The sequence below is a fragment of the Spinactinospora alkalitolerans genome (assembly GCF_013408795.1).
GTDB lineage: Bacteria > Actinomycetota > Actinomycetes > Streptosporangiales > Streptosporangiaceae > Spinactinospora > Spinactinospora alkalitolerans.
Window position 1 is genome coordinate 1,390,631 of record NZ_JACCCC010000001.1, and the last position, 24,446, is coordinate 1,415,076.

The following is a 24,446-nucleotide window of genomic DNA, read 5'->3' on the forward strand; positions in this document are numbered from 1 at the left end:
GGCGCCTCCCGATCCGATACGGTGAAACGCGTGATCAAGGTAGGAGTCTTTGGCGCCCAAGGGCGCATGGGGTCGGAAGTCGTCAGGGCCGTCGAAGGGGCCGCGGACACCGAACTGGTGGCCGCCGTCGACGCGGCCGACGAGCGCGCCGGGGTGCTCGGAGCCGACGTCGTCGTCGACTTCACCCACCCCGGCGTGGTGATGGACAACCTGCGCTGGCTCATCCCCAACGGCATCCACGCCGTCGTGGGGACCAGCGGGTTCGACGAGGCCAAGCTCGCGGAGGTGCGCGACCTGCTCGCCGAGAACCCCGGCGTCAGGGTGCTCATCGCCCCGAACTTCGGCATCGCCGCGGTGCTGATGATGCACTTCGCGACCAAGGCCGCGCCTTACTTCGAGTCGACGGAGATCGTCGAGCTGCATCACCCGAACAAGGCCGACGCGCCCAGCGGCACCGCCCACCGCACGGCCGAGCTCGTCGCCCGGGCCCGCGCCGAGGCCGGGGCCGACCCGATGCCGGACGCGACCACGTCGGAGATCGAGGGCGCCCGCGGCGCGAACGTCGACGGCGTGCGGGTGCACGCGCTGCGCATGACCGGGCTCATCGCCCACCAGGAGGTCATCTTCGGCACGCACGGCGAGACGCTGACGATCCGGCACGACTCGATGAACCGGGAGTCGTTCATGCCCGGCGTGCTGCTGGGCGTGCGTCGCATCGCCGACCTGCCGGAGCAGCTCACCGTCGGCCTGGAGCCGCTGCTGGGGCTTTATTGAGGTTTGCAGAAGTCGAGTGGGCCTTTAGGTGCAGGGACGGTTCTGCGGGAGGTCGCCGGGAGAGTGCGGCCCTCTTGGCGCGTCCTTCACCGGTGAGCCCGGCGTGGGGCCGCGCCTCCCGGCCGAAGCGGTGGCGCGGGTTCGCGCACACCTTTGCCGTCTGCTTCGGCGGCGGGGCGCGGCCCACCGGCGGCGATAAAGCATCCCGCCCGAGGAAAGGGGCCGCGCTCCCGCCGCAGCCTCCCCGCCATCCCACCCCGCACAACTTCTGCAAACCTCAGTACCGAGTTCTGCGGAAGTCCGGTGGGGCCGTCGGTGGCCATCGGTTGCGGTTCGGTTACCGGAGGCCTGCTGTGCGGCGCTTCTCTCGGCGATCTTGACCGTGAGTTTTGACCTTGGCCTCTGGGGATTGTGAAGCCTCAGCCACAGGTGGGATCCGCGGTGACCGGGCGATCCTCTCGCGTGGCCGAAGGCCTATGAAAGGGATCGCACCGGCGCCGCGCCGCCCACGCCGTCTGCTTGGGCGCCGGGCCGAAACCGCGGTGTCGGCCTGCGTCCACGGTGTCGGCCCGCCCTCCCTCCTGGGGCGGGCCTTCACGACCCCCTGGGGTCGAGGAGGGGGGCCACCCGCGCGCCCACTCCGTCCCGGGCCCGAGGTTCAAACCCAAGTTGAAGTTGTCGGGCCTTAAAACGCTGCGATAACCCCGACAACTTCAAGATCGGCGCAGCTGCGCCCTTCCCGGTCCGGCGCACCCGCGTGTTCCCCCGCGGATATGGGTCCGTTTGTCACTGGAGAGGAGCACACTGGAAGCATGCGCATCGCGGTGGTCCCGGACGGAGAGGGCGGGGGACGACTGCGCGAACTCGCCGCCGACGGGGTGTCGGAGGCGAGCCTGTGGCGGGTCAGCGACCTCGCCGGCGCCATCGCCGACTATGAGAAGCACGCGGCGGAGTCGCCGAGGTGGGTGTGGGCGTCCACCGACGAGGTCTACCCGCCCCTCATGGAGCACTCGCTGCGGATCGGCCGGTGCCACGACGTCGCACTGGTCGAGGCGCTGCTGCTGGGCCACCAGGGGCGCTTCGGCGAGGCGCGCTCGCTGGGCGCGGCGTGGGCGCGGCTGCACGGCCGCGACGTCCCGCCCGACCTCGCTCACCACCCCGGCACCGGCGTCGTCCCCCAGGCGACGCTGTTCGAACCCGACCTCTCCACGCTGCCGCCCGACGTCGACCGGCTCGCCGCGCTCGTCGAGGTCCACGCCGACCAGCAGCGCCGCATCGCCGCGCTCCCGAGTCCCGACCGGTTCGCGCTGCTGGCGGCCGTGGAGTCCGCCGGAGCCCTGGCAGCGGTGGAGATGGCCCACGTCGGCGTGCCCTGGCGCGCCGACGTCCACGACAAGCTGCTCACCGAGCAGCTCGGCCCGCGCCCCTCCGCCGGCGCCCGCCCCGGCGTGCTGGCCGAGCTCGCCGAGCGGATCAGCGACGCGTTCGGCCGCCAGGTCAACCCCGACTCCCCGGCCCAGTTGCTCAGGGCGTTCGCCGCCATCGGCCATCCGGTCCCCTCCACCCGCTCGTGGGTGCTGCGCCGGGTGGAGCACCCCGTCGTGCCGCTGCTGCTGCGCTACAAGGAGCTGGCCCGGCTGCACTCGGCCAACGGATGGACGTGGCTGGACACCTGGGTCCAGCATGGCCGGTTCCGGCCGGACTACGTTGTGGGCGGCGTCGTCTCCGGCCGCTGGGCCACGCGCGGCGGCGGGGCCCTGCAGATCCCCAAGGTCGTGCGCCGCGCGGTGGTCGCCGACCCCGACTGGACGCTGATCGCCGCCGACGCCGGCCAGCTCGAACCCCGCATCCTCGCCGCGGTCTCCGGCGACCACGCGCTCGCCGCCGCGGCCGGCAGCGACGACCTCTACGCCCGCCTGGCCGGCGCGTTCGAGGGCGACCGCCAGCGGGCCAAGATCGGCGTGCTGGCCGCCATGTACGGCCAGACCGGCGGGGACGCCGCCCCGCTGCTGCGCACCATGCGGCGCACGTTCCCGCGCGCGATGGAGTACGTGGACGCCGCGGCCCGGGCGGGGGAGGAGGGGCTGCTGGTGCGCTCCTGGCTGGGGCGCACCTGCCCGCCGCCCTCGCCCATGTGGCGGCGCATCGTGCTGGGCGACGCCGGGTCCGGTGCCCCGGACGGGCGCGATGGGCGGGACTCCGATGAAGGCGACCCCGCCGGCCGTGCGGCGCGCGAACGGGGCCGGTTCACCCGCAACTTCGTCATCCAGGCCACGGCGGCCGAATGGGCCCTGGTGTTCATGGCCGCCGTGCGGCGCGGGCTCGCCGCGCTCGATCCCGGCGCCGGAGTTCCGCAGACGGTCTTCTTCCAGCACGACGAGCTCGTCCTGCACGTCCCGCGCGCCGCGGTCGATTCGGCGGTCGAGGTGCTGCGCGGGGCCGAGGTCGAGACCCGTCACCTGCTGTTCGGCGCGACCGAGGTGCGGTTCCCCTTGGACATCGCGGTGGTGGAGTGCTACGCGGACGCGTGAGGCGCCGCGTCGCGGCGGCCGGATGCCGCGTCGTTCATGCTTTCGCGGCTTGAAACCCGCCCGTTTTGGACCCATCCTTGTACCCAACGTGGCAGCGCGCTGGAAGGTGGGTTCGAGGGTGCGGCATCGTCTGTCGGCTTGTGCGGGTTCGACGGTGGCTTTCGCGGTGGCTTTCAGCGCGTTCGGCGCTCCGGCATGGGCGGACGACGTGCGTCCGAACGTCCAGCCGCGCCCGCCGATCGACGTCGGCCGCGATGACGGGGCGTCGGCGCGCGCCTCGGGCGAGTCGCCGGAGCCGTCCGCCCCCGAGGTGGCCGACGAGGGCGACCTGGAGCGCGACGTCGAGGTGGAGCCGTTCAGCGAGGCGCGCTCCCGGGAGTACTTCGCCGTGGCGCCCGAAGGGCTGTCGGAGGAGACCGTCGAGGAGGTCGCGAAGCTCGACGGAGTGGCCTCCGCCGAGGTGGTGGACGCGGCCAGGGTGCGGATCGACGGCGAGCCCACCAGCGTGCTGGGCGTGGACCCCTCGTCCTTCCGCAACTACGCCCCCGAGCCCTCGGCCGAGTCCGACGAGATCTGGCAGGGCGTCGCCGAGGGGCGCATCGCGCTCTCCAACGAGGTGGGCAAGCAGCGCGGCCTCGACGTCGGCAGCGAGATCACGGTGGCCGGCGGCAAGGGCGAGGTCGACCGCCAGGTCTGGACGCACGCCACGTCCGGCGTGGCCGGCATCGACGGGCTGATCTCCCGCGAGGTGGCCGAGGACCTGGGCTTCCCCAAGGGCAACGCCCTGGTGATCTCGGCGCCCGACGCCGACCTGTGGGAGGTCCGCGACGACCTCGCCGAGGTGCTGGGCGAGGACGTCGGCCTGCAGTTGCTGGCCGAGGAGCCCGAGGCCCGCCCGGCCGGGGCCGAGGGCGCGGCCGTCGGCGGCGATACGGTCGAGGAGATGATCGCCGCGGCCGAGTCGCAGTTGGGCGTGCCCTATGTGTGGGGCGGTGAGACCCCGCAGGGCGGGTTCGACTGCTCGGGCCTGGTGCAGTGGGCGTTCGCCCGCGCGGGCGTGGCCGTTCCCCGCGTGACGCACGACCAGTGGTGGGCCGGGGAGCACGTCGACTACGACGAGGCCCGGCGCGGGGACCTGATCTTCTGGCGCAGCGACCCCACGGCCCCGGACTACATCTCGCACGTGGCGATCTACCTGGGCGACGGCAGGATGCTGGAGGCGCCGAGCACCGGCGACGTCGTCAAGGTCACCGACGTGCGGACGGCCAAGATGGCCGGCGTCGTCCGCGTGCACGCCGCCGACTAGACGCAATGCCGTTCAGTTAAGGAAGTCAGGGCTCTGTCAACACCGTGATGTCCACGGTGGCTTTGTAGGTAGTGCGGTCTACCCCGTTGGAGCGGGCGTGGTACTTCGAGATCGCGCGTTTGACCACCCGCGGCGCCGTCCGCAGACGCCGCTGGGGCAGCAGGTTCGCCAACACCTGCTGCCCGATCACCCCCCGCAGGTCGACCCGCTCGCCGGCGATGGTGTTCTCGGCCCGGACCAAGCAGTCCCGGGCGGCCTCGACCGCCACGGTGAAACTCGCTTGGAGCGGGCTGTGGCCGGTGGCGGTCACCGCGTCAGCGATCGCGTACCGCACCACCTGGTAGGTCGCCAGCAGCGCCCACACCTCCTGCTCCAGCCCTTCGGGGTCCTTGGCCCGCAGCACCCGGCGGCCGAGCAGGGAGGACTTCAGCTCACCGTAGGCGGTCTCGATCTCCCACCGCTGGTGGTACAGGGCCACCAGGTCGGTAGCCGGGTAGCGGTCGACGTCGACCAGGGTGGTGGCCAACCGGTAGCGGCCGGTGCTTTGGCCCTGGCCGGTGGCGATGGTGATCTGTGCCTCGATCAGCCGTAGCCGCCGCTTGCCGCGCATGACCAGCCAGGTCCCGTCCTTGAGTCGGCGTAGCCGTCGGGGGTTGCTGCCGGCGCTCATGCGCACGAGTATCTCGGCTCCGGTCGCGGTGAACTCTTCCAGCACGGTGGCGGCGTCAAAGCCGCGGTCGGCCAGGACCAGCCGGCCTGGGCCCATCGCCTGGCACAGGGCGGGCGCGTAGGCCGTCTCGCCGTGGCGGACGGGGCCGAACGTGGCTGCCAGGAGTGCGCGCGAGCCGGTCGCTACCAGGGCCAGCAGCCGTAGCTGGGGGTAGCCCGCCCCGGCCCAGCGGGTCGCTCCCTGGGAGCGGTGCACACTCCGGTTGGCTGCTGAGGCGGGCACGTCCAGCAGGGTGCCGTCGATGGCGCACACCAGCAGCCCTTTGAACCGGTGGGCGGTGTGGGTGGGGTCGGCCAGGAGGGTGAACAGGGCTTTGAGGGGTGCGGGGCCCAGGCGTTTGCGGGCGTAGAACAGCGCCGAGGCGGTGGGGCGGGGGGTCAGGTTCAGGCCGCTGGTGAGTTTGCGCCAGATCGCGGTCCAGCCCAAGGGGGCGAACAGTCCACCTGCCAGGAGCAGGTACACCACGACGCGGGCGGGCAGGAGACGGAGTCGCTGGTGGTGTCTGCCGCGCTCGGCGAGCACGGCGTCGACCATCTCGAAGGGCACGATCTGGGTGAGTTCTCCCAGGTGGCCGGGGGCGAAGACGCTGGGGGCGGAGCGGACTTCGCGGGTCGTGGCACAATGGTCGGGCAAGGGGTTCCCTGGTGACAGGCGTTGTGAGAGATGACTGTTCTACCAGGGAACCCCTTCTTCATGCTCCAGGGGGCAGGGGCCGGGGTTGACAAGGCACATCAGCCCCTAACTGAACGGCATTGCGACTAGACGTGCGCTGAAGCCTTGTCGAGAGCCTGAGACGCGTGGGAGCACTCCTCGACCCCAGGGGGTTGGTAAGGCCGGCCCCAGGAGGGAGGGCGTGCGGGTGGGCGATTTCCGTCTATGGGCCTTCGGCCGCGCGAGAGGATCGCCCGGTCACCGCGGATCCCTCCTTGGGTTGAGGCTTCACGACCCCTTGAGGCTGGGGGCGGCGTGCACCGGCGCCCGATCACCGCGGGCTCCGTCCTTGGGCTGAGGCCAAAGACCTCCGGAGAGTGAGGGCGCGGACACGGCGGTCCGGTCCGCACACATGGCGAAGGGGCCGTGCCACGCCGCGCCGGCGCCACACGGCCCCTTCCGTCTCCTGCCTCAGGCCAACCGGGAGGGGAAGGCTGGCTCCGCAGGAGGGAGGGCAGGGCGTGCCGCTGAGGGAGGGGGTTGTCAGCGAAACGGTCCCTGCGCGAGGCTATTCGATTATCGGTCGACGCCCTCGGTAATGGAGCTGCGCTTGCTACCGCGTCAACATAAGCCGCACATGGCCGCTTTGGCAAGAGACCAACGCCGTTGCGGCATCAGTCCTAAAATAGCCGAAATCACGGCGGCCTACGGCAAATCAACCATGATTTCCTTTGCCGCGGCCAGGACCCGCTCCCCCAACTCCTGCCGGCTGCGGCCGCCGGGGACGGGGGTCTCCAGGTAGACGGTGGCCACCGACGCCACCACGGCCGCCGAGTGGATCGGGGCGGCCACCGCCGACATCCCCGGCAGCACCTCGCTGCGGGAGTAGGCCCAGCCGCGGCAGCGCACCTCGGCCACCTCGGGGCGCTCGTCGGGCCGCGGAGGCCACGCCGCCAGCACGGCCAGCCCGGGGGCGCCCCGGTCGAGGGGATGGCGCATGCCGGGCGCGTAGGCGATGTGGGCGACGGACTGGCGCGGCTCCACGGTCAGCAGCGTGATCGCCTCGTTCCCACTCGGCACCACCAGGAACGCGGTCCTGCCGAGGTCGTTGGCCAGTAGCGACAGGACCGGCAGTGCGGCGGACTGCAGGTCGTGGCGGACCCCGCGCGCCAGGATCGGCAGTCCGAGTCCCAGTTCGTAGGCGCCGTCGGCGGTGCGGCTCACCAGGCGGTGGTCCTCCAGCGTGCGCAGGATCCGGTAGACGATGGACCGGTGCACCCCGAGCGACCGGGCGAGCTCGGCGATGGCCATGGGGGCCTGAGCGTCGCGCAGGGCCTCCAGCACCCGGATCCCGCGGTCCAGAGTCTGGGAGCGCGTTCCCGCGGAGTCGGGCCGCCGGCCGCGGTCGGCCGGGCCGACGCCTTCCGTCATGCACTTCTCCTCATGAATCGGATTTCATGAACCGAGTCGCGAGAAACTCGTGATTTCCCTCGCTTGGGCATGCTCGTGATCCATAATCGCACAACGATATGCGCCTCAAGCGGATCAATGTAGCGCGTATCACATTGGTTCAACGGCGGAGGCGCGGTTTCCGCGGTCGGCGGCGAGGTCCTACCGCCCCATCGCGTACCCCTGGGCGCCGCGGGGGTTGGCCGCGGCGCGCAGGACGCCGCTCTCGGGGTCGCGGCTCACCGCGGAGAGGCGGCCCAGCGACCACGGTTCCGACACCACCACGCGGTGCCCCCGCCGACGCAGCTCCGCGATCGCGGCCTCGCCGAACCTGGACTCCACGACCACCTCCCCCGGCGCCGTCTCGCGCGGGTCGAAGGAGCCGGGGAAGGCGTTGGTGTGGAACATCGGGGCGTCGATGCCCTCCTGCAGGTTCATGTCTCCGTGCACCAGGCGCAGGAAGTAGGTCAGCGACCACTGGTCCTGCTGGTCGCCTCCCGGCGTGCCCAGGGCCATCACCGGCTCGCCGCCGCGGGTGACCAGCGTGGGGGTGAGCGTCGTGCGGGGGCGCTTGCCCGGGGCCACCATGCTGGGGGAGCGCGGGTCCAGCCAGAACATCTGGCCCCTGGTCCCCAGCGGGAAGCCGAGCTCCTCGATCACCGGGGAACTGGCCAGCCAGCCGCCGCTGGGCGTGGCCGAGACCATGTTGCCGTGCGCGTCCACGATGTCGAGGTGGCAGGTGTCGCCCCGCTGCTCGCCGGCGCGGTTCACGGTCGGTTCGCCGCTGGTGCCGGCGGCCCGCTCGGTCTCCCCGGCCAGCCGGAGCTCGGGCAGGTAGGGGGTGCGGCCGTCGGGGTCGCCGGGGCGCAGCTCCAGCGATGCCTGCTCGCCGACCAGCCCGGAGCGGCGCTCGGCGTAGTCGGCCGAGAGCAGCGCCTCCAGCGGGACGTCGGTGAAGCCGGGGTCGCCGTACCACGCCTCGCGGTCGGCGAAGGCGAGCTTGGCGGCCTCGATCACCCGGTGCGCGAACTCAGGGGAGAGCACGTCCGACTCACCGGTCCCCAGGGCCTCGGCCAGCCGCAACTGCTGCAGGAACACCGGCCCCTGGCCCCACGGTCCCGTCTTGTGCACGGTGCGCCCGGCGTAGTCCAGGCTCACCGGGTCCTCGTAGGAGGCGCGCCAGCCGGCGAGGTCGTCCCCGCCGAGCAGGCCCCGGTGGGACTCGCCGGAGCCGTCGGGCACCGGCGCGGCCAGGAAGTCCAGGATCGCCTCGGCGACGAAGCCCTCCCGCCACATCCGGCGGGCGGCGTCGATCTCGCCCTCCCTGGTGCGCGCCGAGCGCTCCGACTCGGTCACGATCCGCTGGTAGGTCGCTGCCAGCGCGGGGTTGGCGAGGAAGGAGTCGGCGGACGGGACGGTGCCGCCGCGCAGGTACAGCTTTGCCGAGGAGGGCCACCACTGGGTGAACACCTGCTCCAGCTCGGCGATCTTCTGCACGATCTGCGGCATCAGCGGGTAGCCGTGCCGGGCGTGGCCGATGGCGTGCTCCAGCACGTCGCGCAGGCGCATCGTGCCGTGGTCGCGCAGCAGGAGCAGCCAGGCGTCGAAGGCGCCGGGCACGCAGGCCGGCAGCACCCCGCTGCCGGGGATCCGGTCCAGCCCGGCGAACGCATCGGGCGTCGCGGCCGCGGGCGCCGGGCCCTGCCCGCACAGCACGGTGGGGCCGCCTCCTGCGGCCTGGAAGATGATCGGCACTTCACCCGCGGGTCCGTTGAGGTGCGGCTCGACGACCTGCAACGTGAACCCGGTGGCCACGGCCGCGTCGAAGGCGTTGCCGCCCCGCTCCAGTACCGACATGCCCGCGGCGCTGGCCAGCCAGTGGGTGGATGCCACCATGCCGAATCGGCCGCGGAGCTCGGGACGGGTGGTGAAGTCGGGCATGGGGTGGTCCGCCTCCTGTCGGTGCGCCGGATGGGCCGGACGGCCCTCAGGTCGTGGCCAGGTTACCGATCCGAGGTATTCCAGTACACGGTATGCCGTCCACGGGTCCGGGGGCACCGGCACCGCCTCCCTGACTCCCCCTGACTCCACGCGCCGGGAAAAACCCGTCGGCGCGCCTTGTCGGTGGCGTGCGTCACATTTAGCATGATTCCAAAAGCGAGCTTTAGGTTCGATAATCGATCAGAGGTGCCGTGCATGGGTAAGCCGTTCGCAAGCTCCGCCGACCTCGATGCGAAGCAGCAGACACTCGAGGTGCTCGCCGACGGGGTCTACGCGCTCACGGCCGAGGGCGATCCCAACGTCGGCGCGATCGAGGGCGAGGACTTCCTCGTCTGCTTCGAGGCGCTGGCCACACCCGTCGCGGCACGGGAATGGCTCGCCAGGCTGCGCGAGCACACCGACAAACCGATCCGCTACCTGGTGCTCTCGCACTACCACGCGGTCCGGGTCCTGGGCGCCGACGCCTTCGGCGCCGACGTGATCGTCGCCCATGAGCGCACCCGGGAGCTGATCGCCGAACGCGGCCGGGCCGACTGGGACAGCGAGTACGGGCGGATGCCGCGGCTGTTCAAGGAGCCCGAGTCCATCCCCGGCCTCACCTGGCCCACCGCCACCTTCACCGACCGCTTCACCATCGACCTCGGCGGCGACCGCGGCGACCTCGTCCTGCAGTACTGCGGGCGCGGGCACACCGAGGGCGACATCGTCGCATGGCTGCCCGAGCACAGGATCCTGTTCGCCGGCGACCTCGTCGAGGCCCAGGCCGCCCTCTACACCGGCGACGCCTTCCACCACGACTGGGCCACCGGCACGCTCGACCGCGTGGCCGGGTTCGGCGCCGAGGCGCTGGTCGGCGGCCGCGGCGCGGTGGCCAGGGGAAGAGAGGCCTGCGCCGCCGCCGTCGAACAGACCCGCGGCTTCCTCGACGTCATGCGGGAGCGGGTCGGCGCCGTGCACGGGCGCGGCGGCACGCTGCGGGAGGCGTTCGAGGCCGCGCACACCGCGCTGGCGCCCGAGTTCGGCCGCTGGCCGATCTTCGAGCACTGCCTCCCGTTCGACGTCGCGCGGCTGTGGGAGGAGTACGACGGCGTGGAGCGGCCGACCGTCTGGACCGCCGAACGCGACCGCGAGGTGTGGGCCCGGCTCCAGGGCTGACGCCGTCCGTCCGCGGGAGGAGCCGCGGCACGGCCAGGACGGCGCGCAACCCCGGCACCGGAACAGAATCAGACGGGAGTGACCATGACGCCCACTGTCCCGCCGCCCACCGCACCGGGTGACGGCGCCCCGCCCGGCGACCCGGTGCTGATCGCCGGGGCCGGCCCGGTGGGCCTGTGCGCCGCGCTCGCCCTGGCCCGGTTCGGCGTGCCCAGCCTCGTCCTGGAGGCCCAACGGGAGCGCGACGCCGCCTACTTCCACGAGAGCGGCTCCAAGGCGATCTGCTTCCAGCGCGACGTGCTCGACACCTTCGACCGGCTCGGCGCCGCGGCCCCGCTGCTGGCCGAAGGCACCACCTGGACCACCGCGCGCACCTACTACCGCGGGCACGAGCTGCGCACCGTGACCTTCCCCAGGCGCGGCGGCGCGTTCGACGCCGAACTGCCGCCGTGGATCAACATCTCCCAGGCGCGGGTCGAGCGCGAACTGCTGAGCGCGGCCGAGGCCGAACCGCTCGTCACCATCCGCTACGACCGCCGCGTGGTGGGCCTCAGCCAGGACGCCGACGGGGTGCGCGCCGACACCGACGGCGCCGCGGGCCCGGCGAGCGCACGCGGGACCCACCTGGTCGGCGCGGACGGCTCGCACAGCGCCGTCCGCAAGCTGCTGGGCGCGGCCTTCCCCGGGGAGTCCTTCGCCGACCGGTTCCTCATCTGCGACATCCGCGCCGAACTGCCCTTCCCCAACGAGCGGCGGTTCCACTTCGACCCCGAGTGGAACCCCGGGCGCCAGGTGCTGGTCCACCAGTGCCCCGACTCCACCTGGCGCATCGACTGGCAGGTGCCCGACGGCTACGACCTGGAGGCCGAGCGCGCGAGCGGGGCCCTGGAGGAGCGGATCCGCAAGATCGTGGGGGAGCGGCCCTACGAGATCGTGTGGGCCTCGGTCTACCGGTTCCACGAGCGCTGCGCCGAGCGGTTCCGCGACGGCCGGGTGCTGCTCGCCGGCGACGCCGCCCACCTCTACGCGCCGTTCGGGGCCAGGGGGCTCAACTCCGGCGTGCAGGACGCCGAGAACCTCGCCTGGAAGCTGGCGGTCGTGCGCGCCGGCCCGTCCCCCGCGGCGGCCGAGGCGCTGCTGGAGAGCTACCACGAGGAGCGCTGGGCCGCGGCGCAGGAGAACCTGCGGGTCACCGGCGACACGATGCGGTTCCTGGTGCCCAAGGACGAGGAGCACCGGCGGCGCCGCCGCGACGCGCTGGAGCTGGCCGTCACCGATCCCGGGGCGCGGTCCCGGATCGACTCCGGCAAGCTCGCCGAGCCCTACTGGTACACCGGATCGCGGCTGACCACCGTGCCGGCCGCGCCCGAAGCGGTGCCGGCCGAGGCCGGCGCGCCCCGCCCGCCCGTGCCCGGCGTGATCTGCCCCGACGGCCCGTGCCGGGTGGCCGGCCGCCCGGAGGCGGTCCGGCTGCGCCGGCTGCTCGGTCCGGGCTTCACCGTGCTGACCGCCCGCACCGGCCGGGCCCGCGCGCTCGCCGCGGCGCTCGCAGGCGCCGACCTGCCGGTGAGCGCGTTCGCCCTCGACGACATCGACCCCACCGGGACCCTGGCCGCGGCGCTGCGCTGCGACGGCACGACCGCGCACGTGGTGCGCCCCGACGCCCACCTGTGCGCCGTCGTGCCCGCCGACGACGCCGACGCGGTGCTTGCTGCGGTCCACCGCGCCTGCGGCCGTCCGGCCGCGGTGCCCGAAGGGCTGCGGTGAACGCGCACCGCTCCGGACGGCCGGGGAACACCCCACCGCAGGCCCTTACCGAGGCTTTCGTCGACTGTGCGGAATCCGGTCATGGGGCCGGGGGCGGCCCAGGCCCGCTGTGCGGCCTTGCGGTCTGCCGGGCGTCGGGTGGCCTCGGGCGGGGAGGCGGCGGCGAGGACGGTGGGGGTCTGGGCGGGCGCGCAGGCCCGGAGAAGGAGCCCGGCTCAGCGCCGGTCCGACAATCGGGCCTCCAGCTCGCCGCGGTGCCGGTCGACCCAGCGCCACGCCTCGCGCACCGCGCGCGCCGCACCGGACTCCCGCAGCCCGGCCATCGCCGGATCGCCGGCCGCGGCCCCGGCCTCGATCCCCCTCCAGCAGCGGTCCTGCCACCACAGGACCGTTCCGATCAGCCGGCGGCGGTCGATCGCCCCGTAGGCGTCGCAGAGCAGCCGGGCCCGCCGGGCGGCCTCCGCGACGCCGGCCCCGTCGGGGCCGAGGCCGGCGTACTGCCAGCACGCGTGCGCGACGTCGTGGACGCGCTCGCCCGGAGCGGCGGCGTCCCAGTCGATGAACGCCACCGGGCGCCGCCCGCCGTCCGGGCCCCGGTAGACGGTGTTCTTAGGGGACAGGTCGTTGTGGCAGGCGACCTCCGAGCCCGCGGCCAGTGCGGTGCCCGCCGTCAGGTCGTGGAACTCCCGGACGAGCTTGGCCACGCGGACCAGGCTCTCGTCGGCGTCCACGTCCGGCGCTCGCGGAATCCGCCACGGCACGTGCCCCTCGACGAAGCCCAGGACCTCCCTGCCGCGGTCGTCCGTCCCCAGGAAGCGCGGCGCCCCGCTCCAGCCGCACCGTTCGAAGAAGCCGAGCAGGCGCCGTGTGTACGCCGCCCGCTCCGGCGGGCGGCGACGTACGGTGGCACCAACGCGCACGACCTCGTTGACGCGGCCGCCCGGCAGCAGCTCCTCGGCCATCCGCCCATTCTGCACGACCGCAAGCCCACGGGCGCGAGCGCACGTCCGTGCGACCGGTCCGGCGCCGATCGCGGCGCCGGCCGAGAAAGGACCCCGCGATGCCGTACTACCGCGCCGTCGGCGAGCTCCCGCGCAAGCGCCACATCGTGTTCCGCCGCCCCGACGGGGGCGTCTACGCCGAGGAGCTCATGGGGGAGGAGGGGTTCTCCTCCGACTCCTCGCTGCTGTACCACCGCCACCTGCCCACGGCGATCGTCAAGACCGAGCCCGTGACCGAACCCGGCGGCCCCGACGCCGAGGTCACGCCGAATCTCCCGCTGGCGCCCCGGCGCTTCCGCACCCAGGACCTGCCCGCGGGCGGCGACCTCGTGGGGAGCCGGCAACTGCTCGCCGCGAACGACGACGTGCGGATCAGCTTCGCGGCGGTCGACGGGGCCAGCGAGCTCTACCGCAACTCCGTGGGCGACGAGACCGTCTACGTCCAGTCGGGGTCGGTGCGGCTGGAGTCGACCTACGGGGCCATCGAGGCCGCCGAAGGCGACTACGTGGTCGTGCCCACCGGGACCATCCACCGCTGGGTGCCGCACGGCCGCGTCAACGCGCTGGTCATCGCGGCCGCCGGGCACATCCGCCCGCCCAGGCGCTACCTGTCCGACCAGGGACAGTTCCTGGAGCACGCCCCCTACTGCGAGCGCGACCTGCGTGCCCCGGCCGAACCGCTGCTCGCCGAAGGCCCCGAGGCCCAGGCGCCCACCCCGGTCCTGGTGCGCACCCGCGGCGGCCTGACCCGCATGACCTTCGCGCACCACCCCTTCGACGTCGTGGGGTGGGACGGCTGCCTCTACCCCTATGCCTTCAACATCGACGACTTCGAACCCATCGTGAAGAAGACGCACGCGCCGCCGCCGGTCCACCAGACGTTCCAGGGCCCCAATTTCGTCGTGTGCTCCTTCTGCCCGCGCCCGCTGGACTTCCACGCCGACGCCGTGCCCATCCCCTACAACCACCACAACGTCGACAGTGACGAGTTCATGTACTACGTGGGCGGCGACTACGCCGCGCGCAGGGGGTCGGGCATCGACGTCGGCTCGATCTCGCTGCACCCGGCGGGGTTCACCCACGGTCCCCAGCCCGGTGCGGTCGAGGCCGCGCTGGGCGCCCGGCAGACCTCGGAGACCGCCGTCATGATCGACACCTTCCGCCCGCTCGGCCTCGGCCCGGCCGGCCGCCGGGCCGAGGACCCCGGCTACGCCTGGACCTGGGCCCGCTGACGGCGCCGGGCGGCCGGGCCTGCCGGACCGGGTGGTGTGATCGGGCCGACCCGGGGCAGGGGATTTGCTCCGGGGCGCTTCCGCGCGGCGGGTGACATCCACACAACGAGGAGGACCGTGACAAGCAGTTGGGTACCCGGAGCCGACGAATCCGGGTTCGGCGCCGACAACCTGCCCTACGGGGTGTTCACCCGCTCCGGCGGGGGACCGCGGGTGGGCGTGCGCGTGGGCGACCACGTCCTCGACCTCGCCGCGGCCCTGGGGGACCCCGAGTTCTCGGCGCCCTCGCTCAATCCGTTCATGGCGCGCGGGTCCACCGCGTGGCGGGCCACCCGGGCCAAGGTCTCGGGGATGCTGACCAGCGAGGGCGGCCGCGCCTCCGCCGAGCCTCATCTGGTCCCGCTGGGCGAGGTGGACCTGCGGCCCCCCTTCGAGGTCGCCGACTACGTCGACTTCTACTGCTCGCTGGAGCACGCCTCCAACGTCGGCAGGATCTTCCGCCCCGACGAGGAGCCGCTCAAGCCGAACTGGCGGCACCTGCCGGTGGGCTACCACGGCCGCTCCGGGACGGTGGTGCCCTCGGGGACCGACATCGTGCGCCCCTCGGGGCAGCGGAGGTCCCCCGACTCCGACGGCCCGCTGTTCGGGCCGAGCACCCGGCTCGACATCGAGGCCGAGCTGGGGTTCGTCGTGGGCAAGGGGACGTCGATGGGGCGGCCGGTGCCGGTCTCCGACTTCGCCGAGCACGTGTTCGGCGTCGTCCTGGTCAACGACTGGAGCGCACGCGACATCCAGGCGTGGGAGTACGTCCCGCTCGGCCCGTTCCTGGGCAAGTCGTTCGCCACGTCGGTGTCGCCGTGGGTGGTGCCGCTCGACGCCCTGGGCGCGGCCCGGTTCGCCGGGCGCGAGCAGACGCCGGAGCCGCTGCCGCACCTGCACCGCGTCGCCGACTGGGGCCTGGACCTCGCGCTGGAGGTGCGCCTCAACGGGGAGGTCGTCTCCCGCCCGCCCTATGCGGCGATGTACTGGACGGCCGACCAGATGCTGGCCCACCTCACCAGCAACGGGGCGTCGCTGCGCACCGGCGACCTCTACGCGTCCGGCACGGTCTCCGGCTCCCGCCGCGACCAGCGCGGCTCCCTGCTGGAACTGAGCTGGGGCGGCGCCGAGCCGCTGACGCTGGCGGACGGGTCCGTCCGCACGTTCCTGGAGGACGGCGACGCGGTCGCCGTCTCCGCGACGGCGCGGGGCATGGCCGGCGGCACCATCAACCTCGGCGAGGTCACGGGAACGGTCCGGCCCGCCTGCGGGTAGGGCCTGCCCGGCGGATCAGCGCCCCGCAGGCCCCGGCGCCCGGTGGACGACCGGACGCGCGCCCGCCCGGCGGGCCGGCGCCGACCGGTTACAGCCAGGGCAGCATGGTCCACGGCCAGGGCCACTCCTCGGTCTTGGAGCGGGGCTCCTCGGCCTCGTCGGAGCGGGGCGTCTCGGTCTCGTCGTCGGCCGACTCCTCCTCCGCCGGCTTCTCCGTCTCGGCCAGCAGGGCGTTGATCCGCCACTTCTCGATGCCGAGCTGCTCGGCGCAGTGGTCGACCGCGGCCTTGCGCTCGGGCGCCGCCGCCTCGTTCCACCGCTCCTCGTCCCACTGCACCTTGGCCATGTCCTCGCTCAGGGCGGAGGGCGGGGGAGTGAGCACGTAATCGGCCAGGCACTGCTTGACGGCCGCGGTGTCCGCCGCGTCCTTGGAGTCCTGCGAGTCCTCCCCGGCCTCGTTCCAGTAGCCCGAATCCGCGGACGGCTCGCCGTCCCGGCTCCGTCCCACCGAGACGAACTGCGCGCTCACGCCATCGAACCCGTCGAAGGTGGGCCGGACGAACCCCCTCCGCTCCTGGACGCCCTCGCCCATCCTGACCAGTTCGCCGGAGTCCCACCGCTCCGGCCGCAGGTACACCAGCACGCCGACCCCCGGCCGCTCGACCCAGAACAGGTCGCCGGTGGACCTCGACAGGTACGCCTCGCGTCCGTTGTTGTCGATCTTCTCCAGCGACTCCGCGTCGAGCCGCCGGTAGCGGCTGTCGCGCAGGTCCTCCAGGGTCCTGATCTCGTCGGAGCGGATGATCGTCACCTTGCCGTTGGTGGCGCCGCGGCCCTCCGTCCACGCGACATAGGAGGTGCGGGCGCCGTCCTCGGCGGCGGCGTGGGTCTTCATGCTCTGGCCCTCGAGGCCGGGCGGCAGGTAGCCGATGCTGAACCCGTCCAGTGAGTACGACGACTCCTGTCCCGGCACGTCCCAGGACAGCGCGGGCCGGTCCGCGGCCGCCGCCGTTGCGCCGAGGGCGCCGAATCCGGTCACCGACACGGCGGCCGCCGCCGCCAGAGCGACCCACGTCTTATGTGGCTTGCGCATGTTCGACCTTTCGTGTGACTACTCAACGTCATGATTGCAACACACGAGGTTACGGTGTGTACTGGTCGCCCCAAAGGTCTTGCAATAAGTAATCAAATGCTTACAACCTGATGTGTGTTCGGCGAGGCGGGCGGTCGTCCGTCGGTGCTAACGGAAGGGATTCTCCGGAGGGGCATCGGCGGCTCGCCTGGCCGACATCTGTCGGTAACCGATCGCTATGAGCCTGAGACGGTCAGTGAATCGGGCTCGATGAGGGAGCGCCATGTTCAGACGGCTGGGATTCATCGCCATCACCGCCACCTGCGTCGCCGTCAGCGGCGCGGGCGTGGCCGCCGCGGCCCCCGGAGCTGGGGAGGCAGGTGACCGCGCCGGCTCCGGCGGCGCACGGCCCACCGTGGTCGACGTCGCACACCGGGGCGCCTCGGCCTACGCTCCGGAGAACACGCTGGCCGCGATCGACGAGGCCGAGGCGCGCGGCGCCGGCACCGTCGAGGTCGACGTCCAGCGCACCAAGGACGGGGAACTGGTGCTCGTCCACGACACCGACCTCGTCCGCACCACCGACGTCGAGTCGGTCTTCCCCGACCGCGAGTCCTACGCCGTCGCCGACTTCACGCTGGCCGAGATCCGCCGGCTCGACGCCGGGTCCTGGTTCGACGCGGCCTACGCCGGCGAACCGGTCCCGACCCTGCAGGAGGGCCTCGACCGGCTGCGCGAGCACCGGCTGAACCTGCTGCTGGAGGTCAAGTCGCCCGAGCTGTACCCGGGCATCGAGGAGCAGATCGCCTCGACGCTCAAGGACAACCCGTGGTGGCTGGCCCCGGCCCGCCCGCACCGCGCGCACCGCCTGGTGATCCAGAGCTTCGACTGGGACTCCGTGGAGACCTCGCACCGGATCCTGCCGCGCATCCCGCACGGCCTGCTGGGCGTCGTGCCCGAGGACGAGATCGCCGACTACGCCGAGTGGGCCGACCAGATCAACCCCAGCCACACCCGGATCGACGCCGACTACGTCGACGCCGTGCACGACGCGGGACTGGAGACCTACGTCTACACGGTCAACGAGCCCGCCGACATGCGCGCCGCCATCGCCAAGGGCGTCGACGGCATCATCTCCGACTACCCCGACGTGCTGCGCAAGGTCATCGCGGAGGAGACCGCCTAGCACCCGGCGCCGGCCCTGTTCCCGCCGGACCGGGACCGCGTCTTCGCGGAGCCCCGGGCCGGCGGGCGGCTATGCTCGCGGCGGGCGAGTCGACGCAACGAGCGAGGGGCAGAAGTCGTGGAGCGGATCAGGCTGCGTATTCCCGACGAGCAGATCGACTGGCGGGCGACCGGATTCTGGTGGCCGGGGCGGCCGATCGCGGTCAGCGAGTTCGCGGCGCGCCGCCCCCACCTGTTCGGCGGCGCGTTCACCTGGCCGATCATGGTGCTGCGGCGCTCGAAGCTGGAGCGCAACATCGCGGCCCTGGCCGAGTTCACCGCCGCGCACGGGCTCACCTTCGCCCCGCACGGCAAGACCTCCATGGCGCCCGTTCTGTTCCAGGCCCAGCTCGACGCCGGAGCCTGGGGCCTCACGGCGGCAACGGCCAACCAGGTGCTGGCCTACCGGCGCTTCGGCATGCCGCGGGTGCTGCTCGCCAACGAGCTGCTCGACGCCACGGCGCTGCGCTGGATCGCGGCGGAGCTGGACCGCGACCCCGACTTCGAATTCCTCTGCTACGCCGACTCGCCGGCCGGCGTCGAAGTCGCGGCCGGCGCCGTCGCGCGGCGGCCCGGAGGGCGCCCGCTGCGGATGCTGGTCGAGCGGGGCTTCCCCGGCGGCCGGACCGGCTGCCGCACCGAGGACCAGGTCATGGAGGTCGCCCGCGCCGTCGCCGCGGCGCCGGGACTGGAGCTCGCCGGCGTCGCCGGGTACGAGGGCGGGCTGGCCACCGGCGACGCCGTGCGCGACTTCGTCCGCGGGCTGGCCGGGGACGCGGCGCGCCTGGGCGCCGAGGGGCTGGTGGCCGCTCCGCCGATCCTGTCCGTGGGCGGCAGCTCCTGGTTCGACGTCGTCGCCGAAGAGCTGGCCGACCGCGGCGACCTGCGCGTGGTCCTGCGCAGCGGGGCCTACGTGGCCCACGACGACGGCCTCTACCACCGCAACTCGCCGTTCCGCCGGGCCGGCGGCGCGGAGGACGACCTCGCCGGAGCGCTGGAGATCTGGGCGCAGATCTCCTCGGTGCCCGAACCCGGCCTGGCCATCGCCACCATGGGCCGCAGGGAGGCCAACTCCGACGCGGGCCCGCCCGTCCCGCGGGTGCTGCGCCGCCCGGACGGTGAGCAGGCGGACCTCTCCGGGGCCGAGGTCACCGCCCTCAACGACCACCACGCCTACCTCAGCCTGCCCGCGGGCGTACGGGTGGCCCCCGGCGACCTGGTGGGCTTCGGCATCTCCCACCCGTGCACCGCATTCGACCGCTGGCGCCTCATCCCGGTCGTCGCCGACGACGACACCGTCGTCGACGTGCTGCGGACCTACTTCTAGTCGGCCTCTGGCCGCAATGCCGTGAAGTCAAGGTTCGCGGGTCAGTGGCACGCCGGTGGCCGACGGTTCTCCCCGTGGCCGAGCGCGTCCGACGCGCTGACGACGGCCTGATTCCGTGGACTTCGGCCGGGGGAGCCCTGGCCCCGTGGCCGCCTTGACGGATATCGCGCAGCGCCGACTGAACGGCATCGGCTCTAGTCGGCTCGGCCGCGTCCCTTGACTCCCGGGCGGAGCTGCCAGGGGCGCGGGCCGTCCAGGGGACGGTACTCGACGCCGATCGCGTCCAGGCGCTCCAGGTGCGACTCCAGCCTGGGCAGGAACTCGGTGTAGTCGCGCTCACCGGCCCACCAGACGGCCTCGGCGAACGCCGAGAGTCGAGGGAAGACCATGTAGTCCACCGTGCGCGGCGAGTCCATGTGCTCGGTCCAGACGTTGACCTGCGCGCCGATCACGTGCCGCGCCTCCGGCCCTGTCAGCTCGGCCGGCACCGGGTCGGCGGCGTAGACGTCGGCGAGGCCCAGCACGGTGCCGACCGGGATCGGCTCCTCGCCGGCGGACTGCCGGTAGTCCAGGTAGGAGGTCCGGGTCGGGCACATCACGACGTCGTGCCCCGCGCGGGCGGCCGCGACGCCCCCCTCGGTCCCCTGCCACGAGACCACCGTCGCGCCGGGGGCCAGGCCGCCCTGCAGGATCTCGTCCCAGCCCAGCAGCCGCCGGCCGCGCGCGGTGAAGTGGTCGTCGAAGTGCCGGATGAACCAGCTCTGCAGCTCGTCCTCGTCGGCCAGCCCCTCGGCCTCGATCCGGGCCTGGGCCGACTCGGAGGCCTTCCACTGCTTCTTCGGGCACTCGTCGCCCCCGACGCAGATGTATTCGCCGGGGAACAACTCCATGACCTCGTCGAAGACGGTGCGGTAGAACTCCAGCACGGTGTCGGAGACGTCGAGGACGTTGTCGATGATCCCCCACTCCGTGCCGACCTCCAGCCGCTCGCCCGCGCCGAGTTCGGGGTGGGCGGCGATGGCGGCCTGGGAGTGGCCGGGCACGTCGATCTCCGGGACCACCGTGATGTGGCGGGCCGCGGCGTAGCCGACGATCTCGCGGATGTCGTCCTGGGTGTAGAAGCCGCCGTGCGGGCGGCCGTCGAAGACGGGCGGCTGCGCCGCGCCGACCTGGCTCTCCCGCCGCCACGACGCCACCTCGGTGAGCCGGGGGTAGCGCTTGATCTCGATCCGCCAGCCCTGGTCGTCGGTCAGGTGCAGGTGCAGCACGTTCAGCTTGTGCAGGGCCATGAGGTCGATGAAGCGCAGCACGTCGTGCTTCGGCATGAAGTGCCGCGCGACGTCGAGCATGCAGCCGCGCCAGCCGAACCGCGGCCGGTCGGTGATCCGGACCGCCGGCAGCGTCCATGCCCCGGTGTCCAGCGGCGCGCGCCGGTAGGCGGAGGCGGGCAGCAGTTGGCGCAGGGTCTGGGCGCCGTAGAAGACGCCGGCGGCGTCGTGCCCGGTGATCCGCGCGCCCGAGGCGTCGACCGCCAGCCGGTAGCCCTCGGCGCCGAGCCCTGCGGTCGCGTCCACGCGCAGCCGGATCAGCGGGCCGCCGCCGTCTCCGGGCGCCAACGGCAGCCCGGTGGCCGCGCCCAGTTCCGCGCGCAGCCACGCGGCGGTGCCCCCGGCGGCGGCGTCGGCGTCGATCCGGGTGTCGGCGTCGAGGCCGAACCCTTCGCCCTCACCGGGGAGGTGTTCGGCGGGGCGGGGGACCAGCAGGCGTTCGGGCACGGGGAGCTCCTCTTCCGGTCTAGACCAGTGGTCCCGCTCATGCTGCCACGATCGGCGCGAAAACGACATACCGGCGCGGGTGAGGAGCCCGGAACGGGGCGCGGGCGTGCGGCCACCGAACACGGACGACCACGGAGAGGGGCGACGCGGGCGCGCAGAGCTACGTGACCGATATCTCATCGGGTCCCTCCGCGGCCGCCGATCCCGCAGAACACGGACTTCTCACCGGAACGACGCCGAGCGGCGCCTCCGGAGCACTGTCGCTCCGGGGCTCCAAAAGGTACTTTTCAAAGCTGATGACCGGTTCTTGACCGTCTTCGACCTTGTGGAGGTGGCTCGTGGCCGACCCGTGCGTGGCCATCGCGGACACCGGAGGGCTCGACCCCGCTCCCGCAGTGGAACTGCTCACCGGTGAGGGCTTCGACGTGCGGGTGCTCGGAACGAGCGAGCCCGGGCGGATCGCCGCCGGGGCCCCCGCAGCGGTGGCGCTCATCGTGCACGACACCGCCGTGGACGCGGCGCTGCTGGACCGGCTGCCCGCGCTGCGCCTGGTCGTGTCCATGAGCGACGACGCCCCCGTCGACGCGGCCGCCGCCGAGCGGCGCGGCCTGTGGGTGGCCCGCCTCCCGCAGGGCAGGGAGGTCGACCAGGTCGCCCACCACGCCCTGGCCCTCGCGCTCGCCCAGTTGCGCAGGCTCGCCCGCGACCACGGCGACCACCGGCGCCCGCGCGACCTCACCCTCGGCCTGGTCGGCATGAGCAAGGTCGCCACCCGCTTCGCCGAACTCGCCCGCCCCTTGTTCGGCCGGATCGTCGGCGTCGACCCCTACGCGCGCGCGTGGCCCCCGGGCGTGGACCGGCTGGACCTCGGAGCGCTGCTGCCCGCCTGCGACGTGGTCTCCCTGCACACGCCGCTCACCTCGGAGACCGCCGGCATGATCGACGCCGGGGCCATCGCCAGGATGCGCCGCGGCGCGATCCTGGTCAACATCGCCCGCCACGGCCTGGTCGACCGCAAGGACGTTCTCACGGCGCTGCACACCGGCAGGCTGGCCGGCCTGGCCTCCGGTCACACGCCCGCCGCCGACCGGCACGCCCACGAGCTCTGCCCGCTGCGCAGCCACCCGGCGGTGCTGATCTCGCCGAGCGCCCCCGCCAAGCCGGTGCACTACACCCGCGACCGGGTCCTCCGCCTGGCCCGCAACGTCCTGGCCTGGCGGGACCGCGGCATCCCCCTGGACCCCGTGGTCCGCTCCGACTCCGAATCGCCCCTGGTGTCGGCCTGACGCCGACCTGGCAGCGCCTCACCAGAGGGGCCGGGGCCCCGGCGCGGGTACGCTCGGACGGGTGAACCGAATCCTGGCCACGGCGGTCGTCATCCTCTCGTCGGCGGTCGTCCTCGTGCTCGAGGTCGCCGTGGTCCGGCTGGCCGCGCCCTACGCCGGCGACACGCTGGAGACCTACACCGCGGCCATCGGCGTGGCCCTGGGCGCCATCGCCCTCGGCGCGAAGTACGGCGGGGACGCGGCCGACCGCAGACCCCCGCTCAAGCTGCTGGGACCACTGCTGGTGTTCGGCGGCGGACTGACCATGCTGGCGCGCCCGATCGTGCTGGGGCTCGGCCCGTCCCTGACCGGAGCGGGGCCGATCACCGCGCTGCTGCTGGTCGCCTCCAGCATCGCCCTGCCGGTGGCGCTGCTGTCCGCCGTCACCCCGGTCGTGGTCAAGACCCAGTTGGCCGACCTCGACCGCACCGGCAGCATCGTCGGCCGGTTCAGTGCCTGGGGCACCGTCGGCGCGCTCGCCGGGACGTTCCTGACCGGCTACGTCCTCATCGCCGCGTTCCCTGTCTCCGTCGTGCTGCTGGCCACGGGCGGCGGCCTGATCGCCTTCGGGGGCTTCCTCCTGCTGCGCCACGGCCTGCCGGGCGACCGCAGACAGGGCCCGGCCATGCTCGCGGTCGCCCTGCTCGGCGCGGGCCTGCTCGTCGGCGTGCGCTCCCCGTGCGACGCCGAGACGGCCTACTACTGCGCCCGCGTGGAGTCCGATCCCGACCGCCCCTCCGGGCGCGTGCTCGTCCTCGACGACCTCCGCCACGGCTACGTCGACCTCGACGACCCCGGACACCTGGAGTTCGGCTACACCCAGTGGTTCGGCGCCGCGATCGAGACCCTCGCCCCCGAGGGCGGGCTGTCGGCGCTGCACGTGGGCGGCGGCGCCTACACCCTGCCCCGGTGGCTGGCCGAGACCCGCCCCGGCTCCGACAGCGAGGTCTTCGAGGTCGATCCGGCCGTCACCGAGATGGCACGGACCGAGCTGGGCCTGCGCACCGGGCCGGAGTTGTCGGTGCGCCACGGCGACGCCCGCATCGCCATCACCGGGTCCGGCACCGGCGCCTACGACGTCGTCGTGGGCGACGCCTTCGGCGGCCTCAGCGTCCCCTGGCACCTGACCACCCGCGAGTTCGCCACCGAGATCCACCGGGTGCTGCGCCCCGGGGGCGTCTACGTCGCCAACATCATCGACCGCGGCCCCAGGGACTTCCTCGCCGCCGAGGTCGCCACGCTGGCCACGGTCTTCGACCACGTCCGGGTCATCGGCCACCGCGACGGGTTCGGCTCCCCGGCCGGGGGCAACCACGTCATCGTCGCCGCCGACGACCCGATCGAGACCGGCGCGCTGGAGCGCGCCGTCGCCGACGCCGAGGAGCCCGGCCGGCTCGTCGAGGCCGGCCTCCTCCGGCACTGGATCCGCGACGGGATGGTCCTCACCGACGACCACGCCCCCGTCGACCAGTTGCTCACGCCCTACCTCACCTGATCGCCGCCGGTCGGCCGCACATTTCCGGCGGAGTTCCCTCCCCGGACTCCCCGCCTTCCGGACGAGGCCAAGCGGGAGCGGAATACCTACCGTTTGAGCGACGGCCGCAGGGCGGACCCGCGACACGGGCGCGCGCGGCCGGTCGTTTCCGGCGGGAGAGCGGGTAGCGGGGGAGCGGGGGTGATTCACATGCACGAATCGAAACGGGCGGGCCCGACCGGCGCACCGCCGTCCCGCACCGATGGTGGGGCTGGCACTACCGGGCTCCGGGTGGTGACTGTATCGCCTCTCCACCGCCCCTCTTCGTACGGTTTTCC

At 73.2% G+C, this 24,446-nt stretch carries 17 protein-coding genes; 11 read left to right on the top strand and 6 right to left on the bottom strand.

Annotated elements, in window-relative coordinates; genetic code table 11:
• The first annotated feature begins 30 nt into the window (after positions 1–30).
• The 3 genes from dapB to HDA32_RS06265 all read left to right on the top strand — a co-directional run bounded on the left by dapB (position 31) and on the right by HDA32_RS06265 (position 4,611).
• On the top strand, positions 31–774 hold the full coding sequence (gene dapB, locus HDA32_RS06255) for a 4-hydroxy-tetrahydrodipicolinate reductase (RefSeq protein WP_179642300.1): 744 nt from the start codon (positions 31–33) through the stop codon (positions 772–774).
• Positions 775–1,586: 812 nt separating this feature from the next.
• Positions 1,587–3,305: a bifunctional 3'-5' exonuclease/DNA polymerase gene (locus HDA32_RS06260; RefSeq protein WP_179642301.1), complete on the top strand. Its 1,719-nt coding sequence runs from the start codon at positions 1,587–1,589 to the stop codon at positions 3,303–3,305.
• 118 nt (positions 3,306–3,423) lie between these two features.
• Positions 3,424–4,611, top strand: coding sequence for a C40 family peptidase (locus tag HDA32_RS06265; protein WP_179642302.1), 1,188 nt, complete (start codon positions 3,424–3,426; stop codon positions 4,609–4,611).
• A gap of 25 nt (positions 4,612–4,636) precedes the next feature.
• Here HDA32_RS06265 and HDA32_RS06270 read toward each other — a convergent pair whose 3' ends face one another.
• The 3 genes from HDA32_RS06270 to HDA32_RS06280 all read right to left on the bottom strand — a co-directional run bounded on the left by HDA32_RS06270 (position 4,637) and on the right by HDA32_RS06280 (position 9,382).
• A complete protein-coding gene (locus HDA32_RS06270; RefSeq protein ID WP_179641472.1) occupies positions 4,637–5,974 on the bottom strand; it encodes an IS4 family transposase in 1,338 nt (445 codons plus the stop codon).
• Between the two features lie 723 nt (positions 5,975–6,697).
• Positions 6,698–7,423: an IclR family transcriptional regulator gene (locus tag HDA32_RS06275; protein ID WP_179642303.1), complete on the bottom strand. Its 726-nt coding sequence runs from the start codon at positions 7,421–7,423 to the stop codon at positions 6,698–6,700.
• A gap of 180 nt (positions 7,424–7,603) precedes the next feature.
• On the bottom strand, positions 7,604–9,382 hold the full coding sequence (locus tag HDA32_RS06280) for a gamma-glutamyltransferase family protein (protein WP_179642304.1): 1,779 nt from the start codon (positions 9,380–9,382) through the stop codon (positions 7,604–7,606).
• A 255-nt stretch (positions 9,383–9,637) separates the two neighbouring features.
• On the opposite strand from HDA32_RS06280, the gene HDA32_RS06285 reads away from it, so the two are divergent.
• A complete protein-coding gene (locus HDA32_RS06285; RefSeq protein WP_179642305.1) occupies positions 9,638–10,597 on the top strand; it encodes an MBL fold metallo-hydrolase in 960 nt (319 codons plus the stop codon).
• Positions 10,598–10,681: 84 nt separating this feature from the next.
• Positions 10,682–12,364: an FAD-dependent monooxygenase gene (locus HDA32_RS06290; RefSeq protein WP_179642306.1), complete on the top strand. Its 1,683-nt coding sequence runs from the start codon at positions 10,682–10,684 to the stop codon at positions 12,362–12,364.
• 215 nt (positions 12,365–12,579) lie between these two features.
• Here the strand turns inward: HDA32_RS06290 and HDA32_RS06295 are convergent, their stop codons facing one another.
• On the bottom strand, positions 12,580–13,326 hold the full coding sequence (locus HDA32_RS06295) for a phosphotransferase (protein WP_179642307.1): 747 nt from the start codon (positions 13,324–13,326) through the stop codon (positions 12,580–12,582).
• Between the two features lie 98 nt (positions 13,327–13,424).
• Between HDA32_RS06295 and HDA32_RS06300 the strand changes: the two genes are divergently transcribed.
• Together HDA32_RS06300 and fahA are read left to right on the top strand one after the other, a co-directional pair.
• Positions 13,425–14,597 (top strand): homogentisate 1,2-dioxygenase, encoded by a 1,173-nt coding sequence (locus HDA32_RS06300; protein WP_179642308.1) that lies wholly within the window; start codon positions 13,425–13,427, stop codon positions 14,595–14,597.
• A 117-nt stretch (positions 14,598–14,714) separates the two neighbouring features.
• On the top strand, positions 14,715–15,911 hold the full coding sequence (gene fahA, locus HDA32_RS06305; RefSeq protein ID WP_179642309.1) for a fumarylacetoacetase: 1,197 nt from the start codon (positions 14,715–14,717) through the stop codon (positions 15,909–15,911).
• A gap of 88 nt (positions 15,912–15,999) precedes the next feature.
• Here the strand turns inward: fahA and HDA32_RS06310 are convergent, their stop codons facing one another.
• Positions 16,000–17,004: a hypothetical protein gene (locus HDA32_RS06310; RefSeq protein WP_179642310.1), complete on the bottom strand. Its 1,005-nt coding sequence runs from the start codon at positions 17,002–17,004 to the stop codon at positions 16,000–16,002.
• A gap of 262 nt (positions 17,005–17,266) precedes the next feature.
• Here HDA32_RS06310 and HDA32_RS06315 point away from each other — a divergent pair, with 262 nt between their 5' ends.
• Entirely contained in the window at positions 17,267–18,169 is a 903-nt protein-coding gene (locus HDA32_RS06315; protein WP_179642311.1) for a glycerophosphodiester phosphodiesterase, read from the top strand.
• Positions 18,170–18,295: 126 nt separating this feature from the next.
• Positions 18,296–19,534, top strand: coding sequence for a type III PLP-dependent enzyme domain-containing protein (locus HDA32_RS06320; protein WP_179646499.1), 1,239 nt, complete (start codon positions 18,296–18,298; stop codon positions 19,532–19,534).
• A 194-nt stretch (positions 19,535–19,728) separates the two neighbouring features.
• Here HDA32_RS06320 and HDA32_RS06325 read toward each other — a convergent pair whose 3' ends face one another.
• Positions 19,729–21,309, bottom strand: a complete 1,581-nt coding sequence (locus HDA32_RS06325) for a beta-N-acetylhexosaminidase (protein ID WP_312863061.1) — start codon at positions 21,307–21,309, stop codon at positions 19,729–19,731.
• A 338-nt stretch (positions 21,310–21,647) separates the two neighbouring features.
• Between HDA32_RS06325 and HDA32_RS06330 the strand changes: the two genes are divergently transcribed.
• Both HDA32_RS06330 and HDA32_RS06335 read left to right on the top strand, forming a co-directional pair.
• Positions 21,648–22,595, top strand: a complete 948-nt coding sequence (locus HDA32_RS06330) for an NAD(P)-dependent oxidoreductase (protein ID WP_179642313.1) — start codon at positions 21,648–21,650, stop codon at positions 22,593–22,595.
• 61 nt (positions 22,596–22,656) lie between these two features.
• Positions 22,657–24,129, top strand: coding sequence for a fused MFS/spermidine synthase (locus HDA32_RS06335; protein ID WP_179642314.1), 1,473 nt, complete (start codon positions 22,657–22,659; stop codon positions 24,127–24,129).
• The last annotated feature ends 317 nt before the right edge of the window (positions 24,130–24,446 follow it).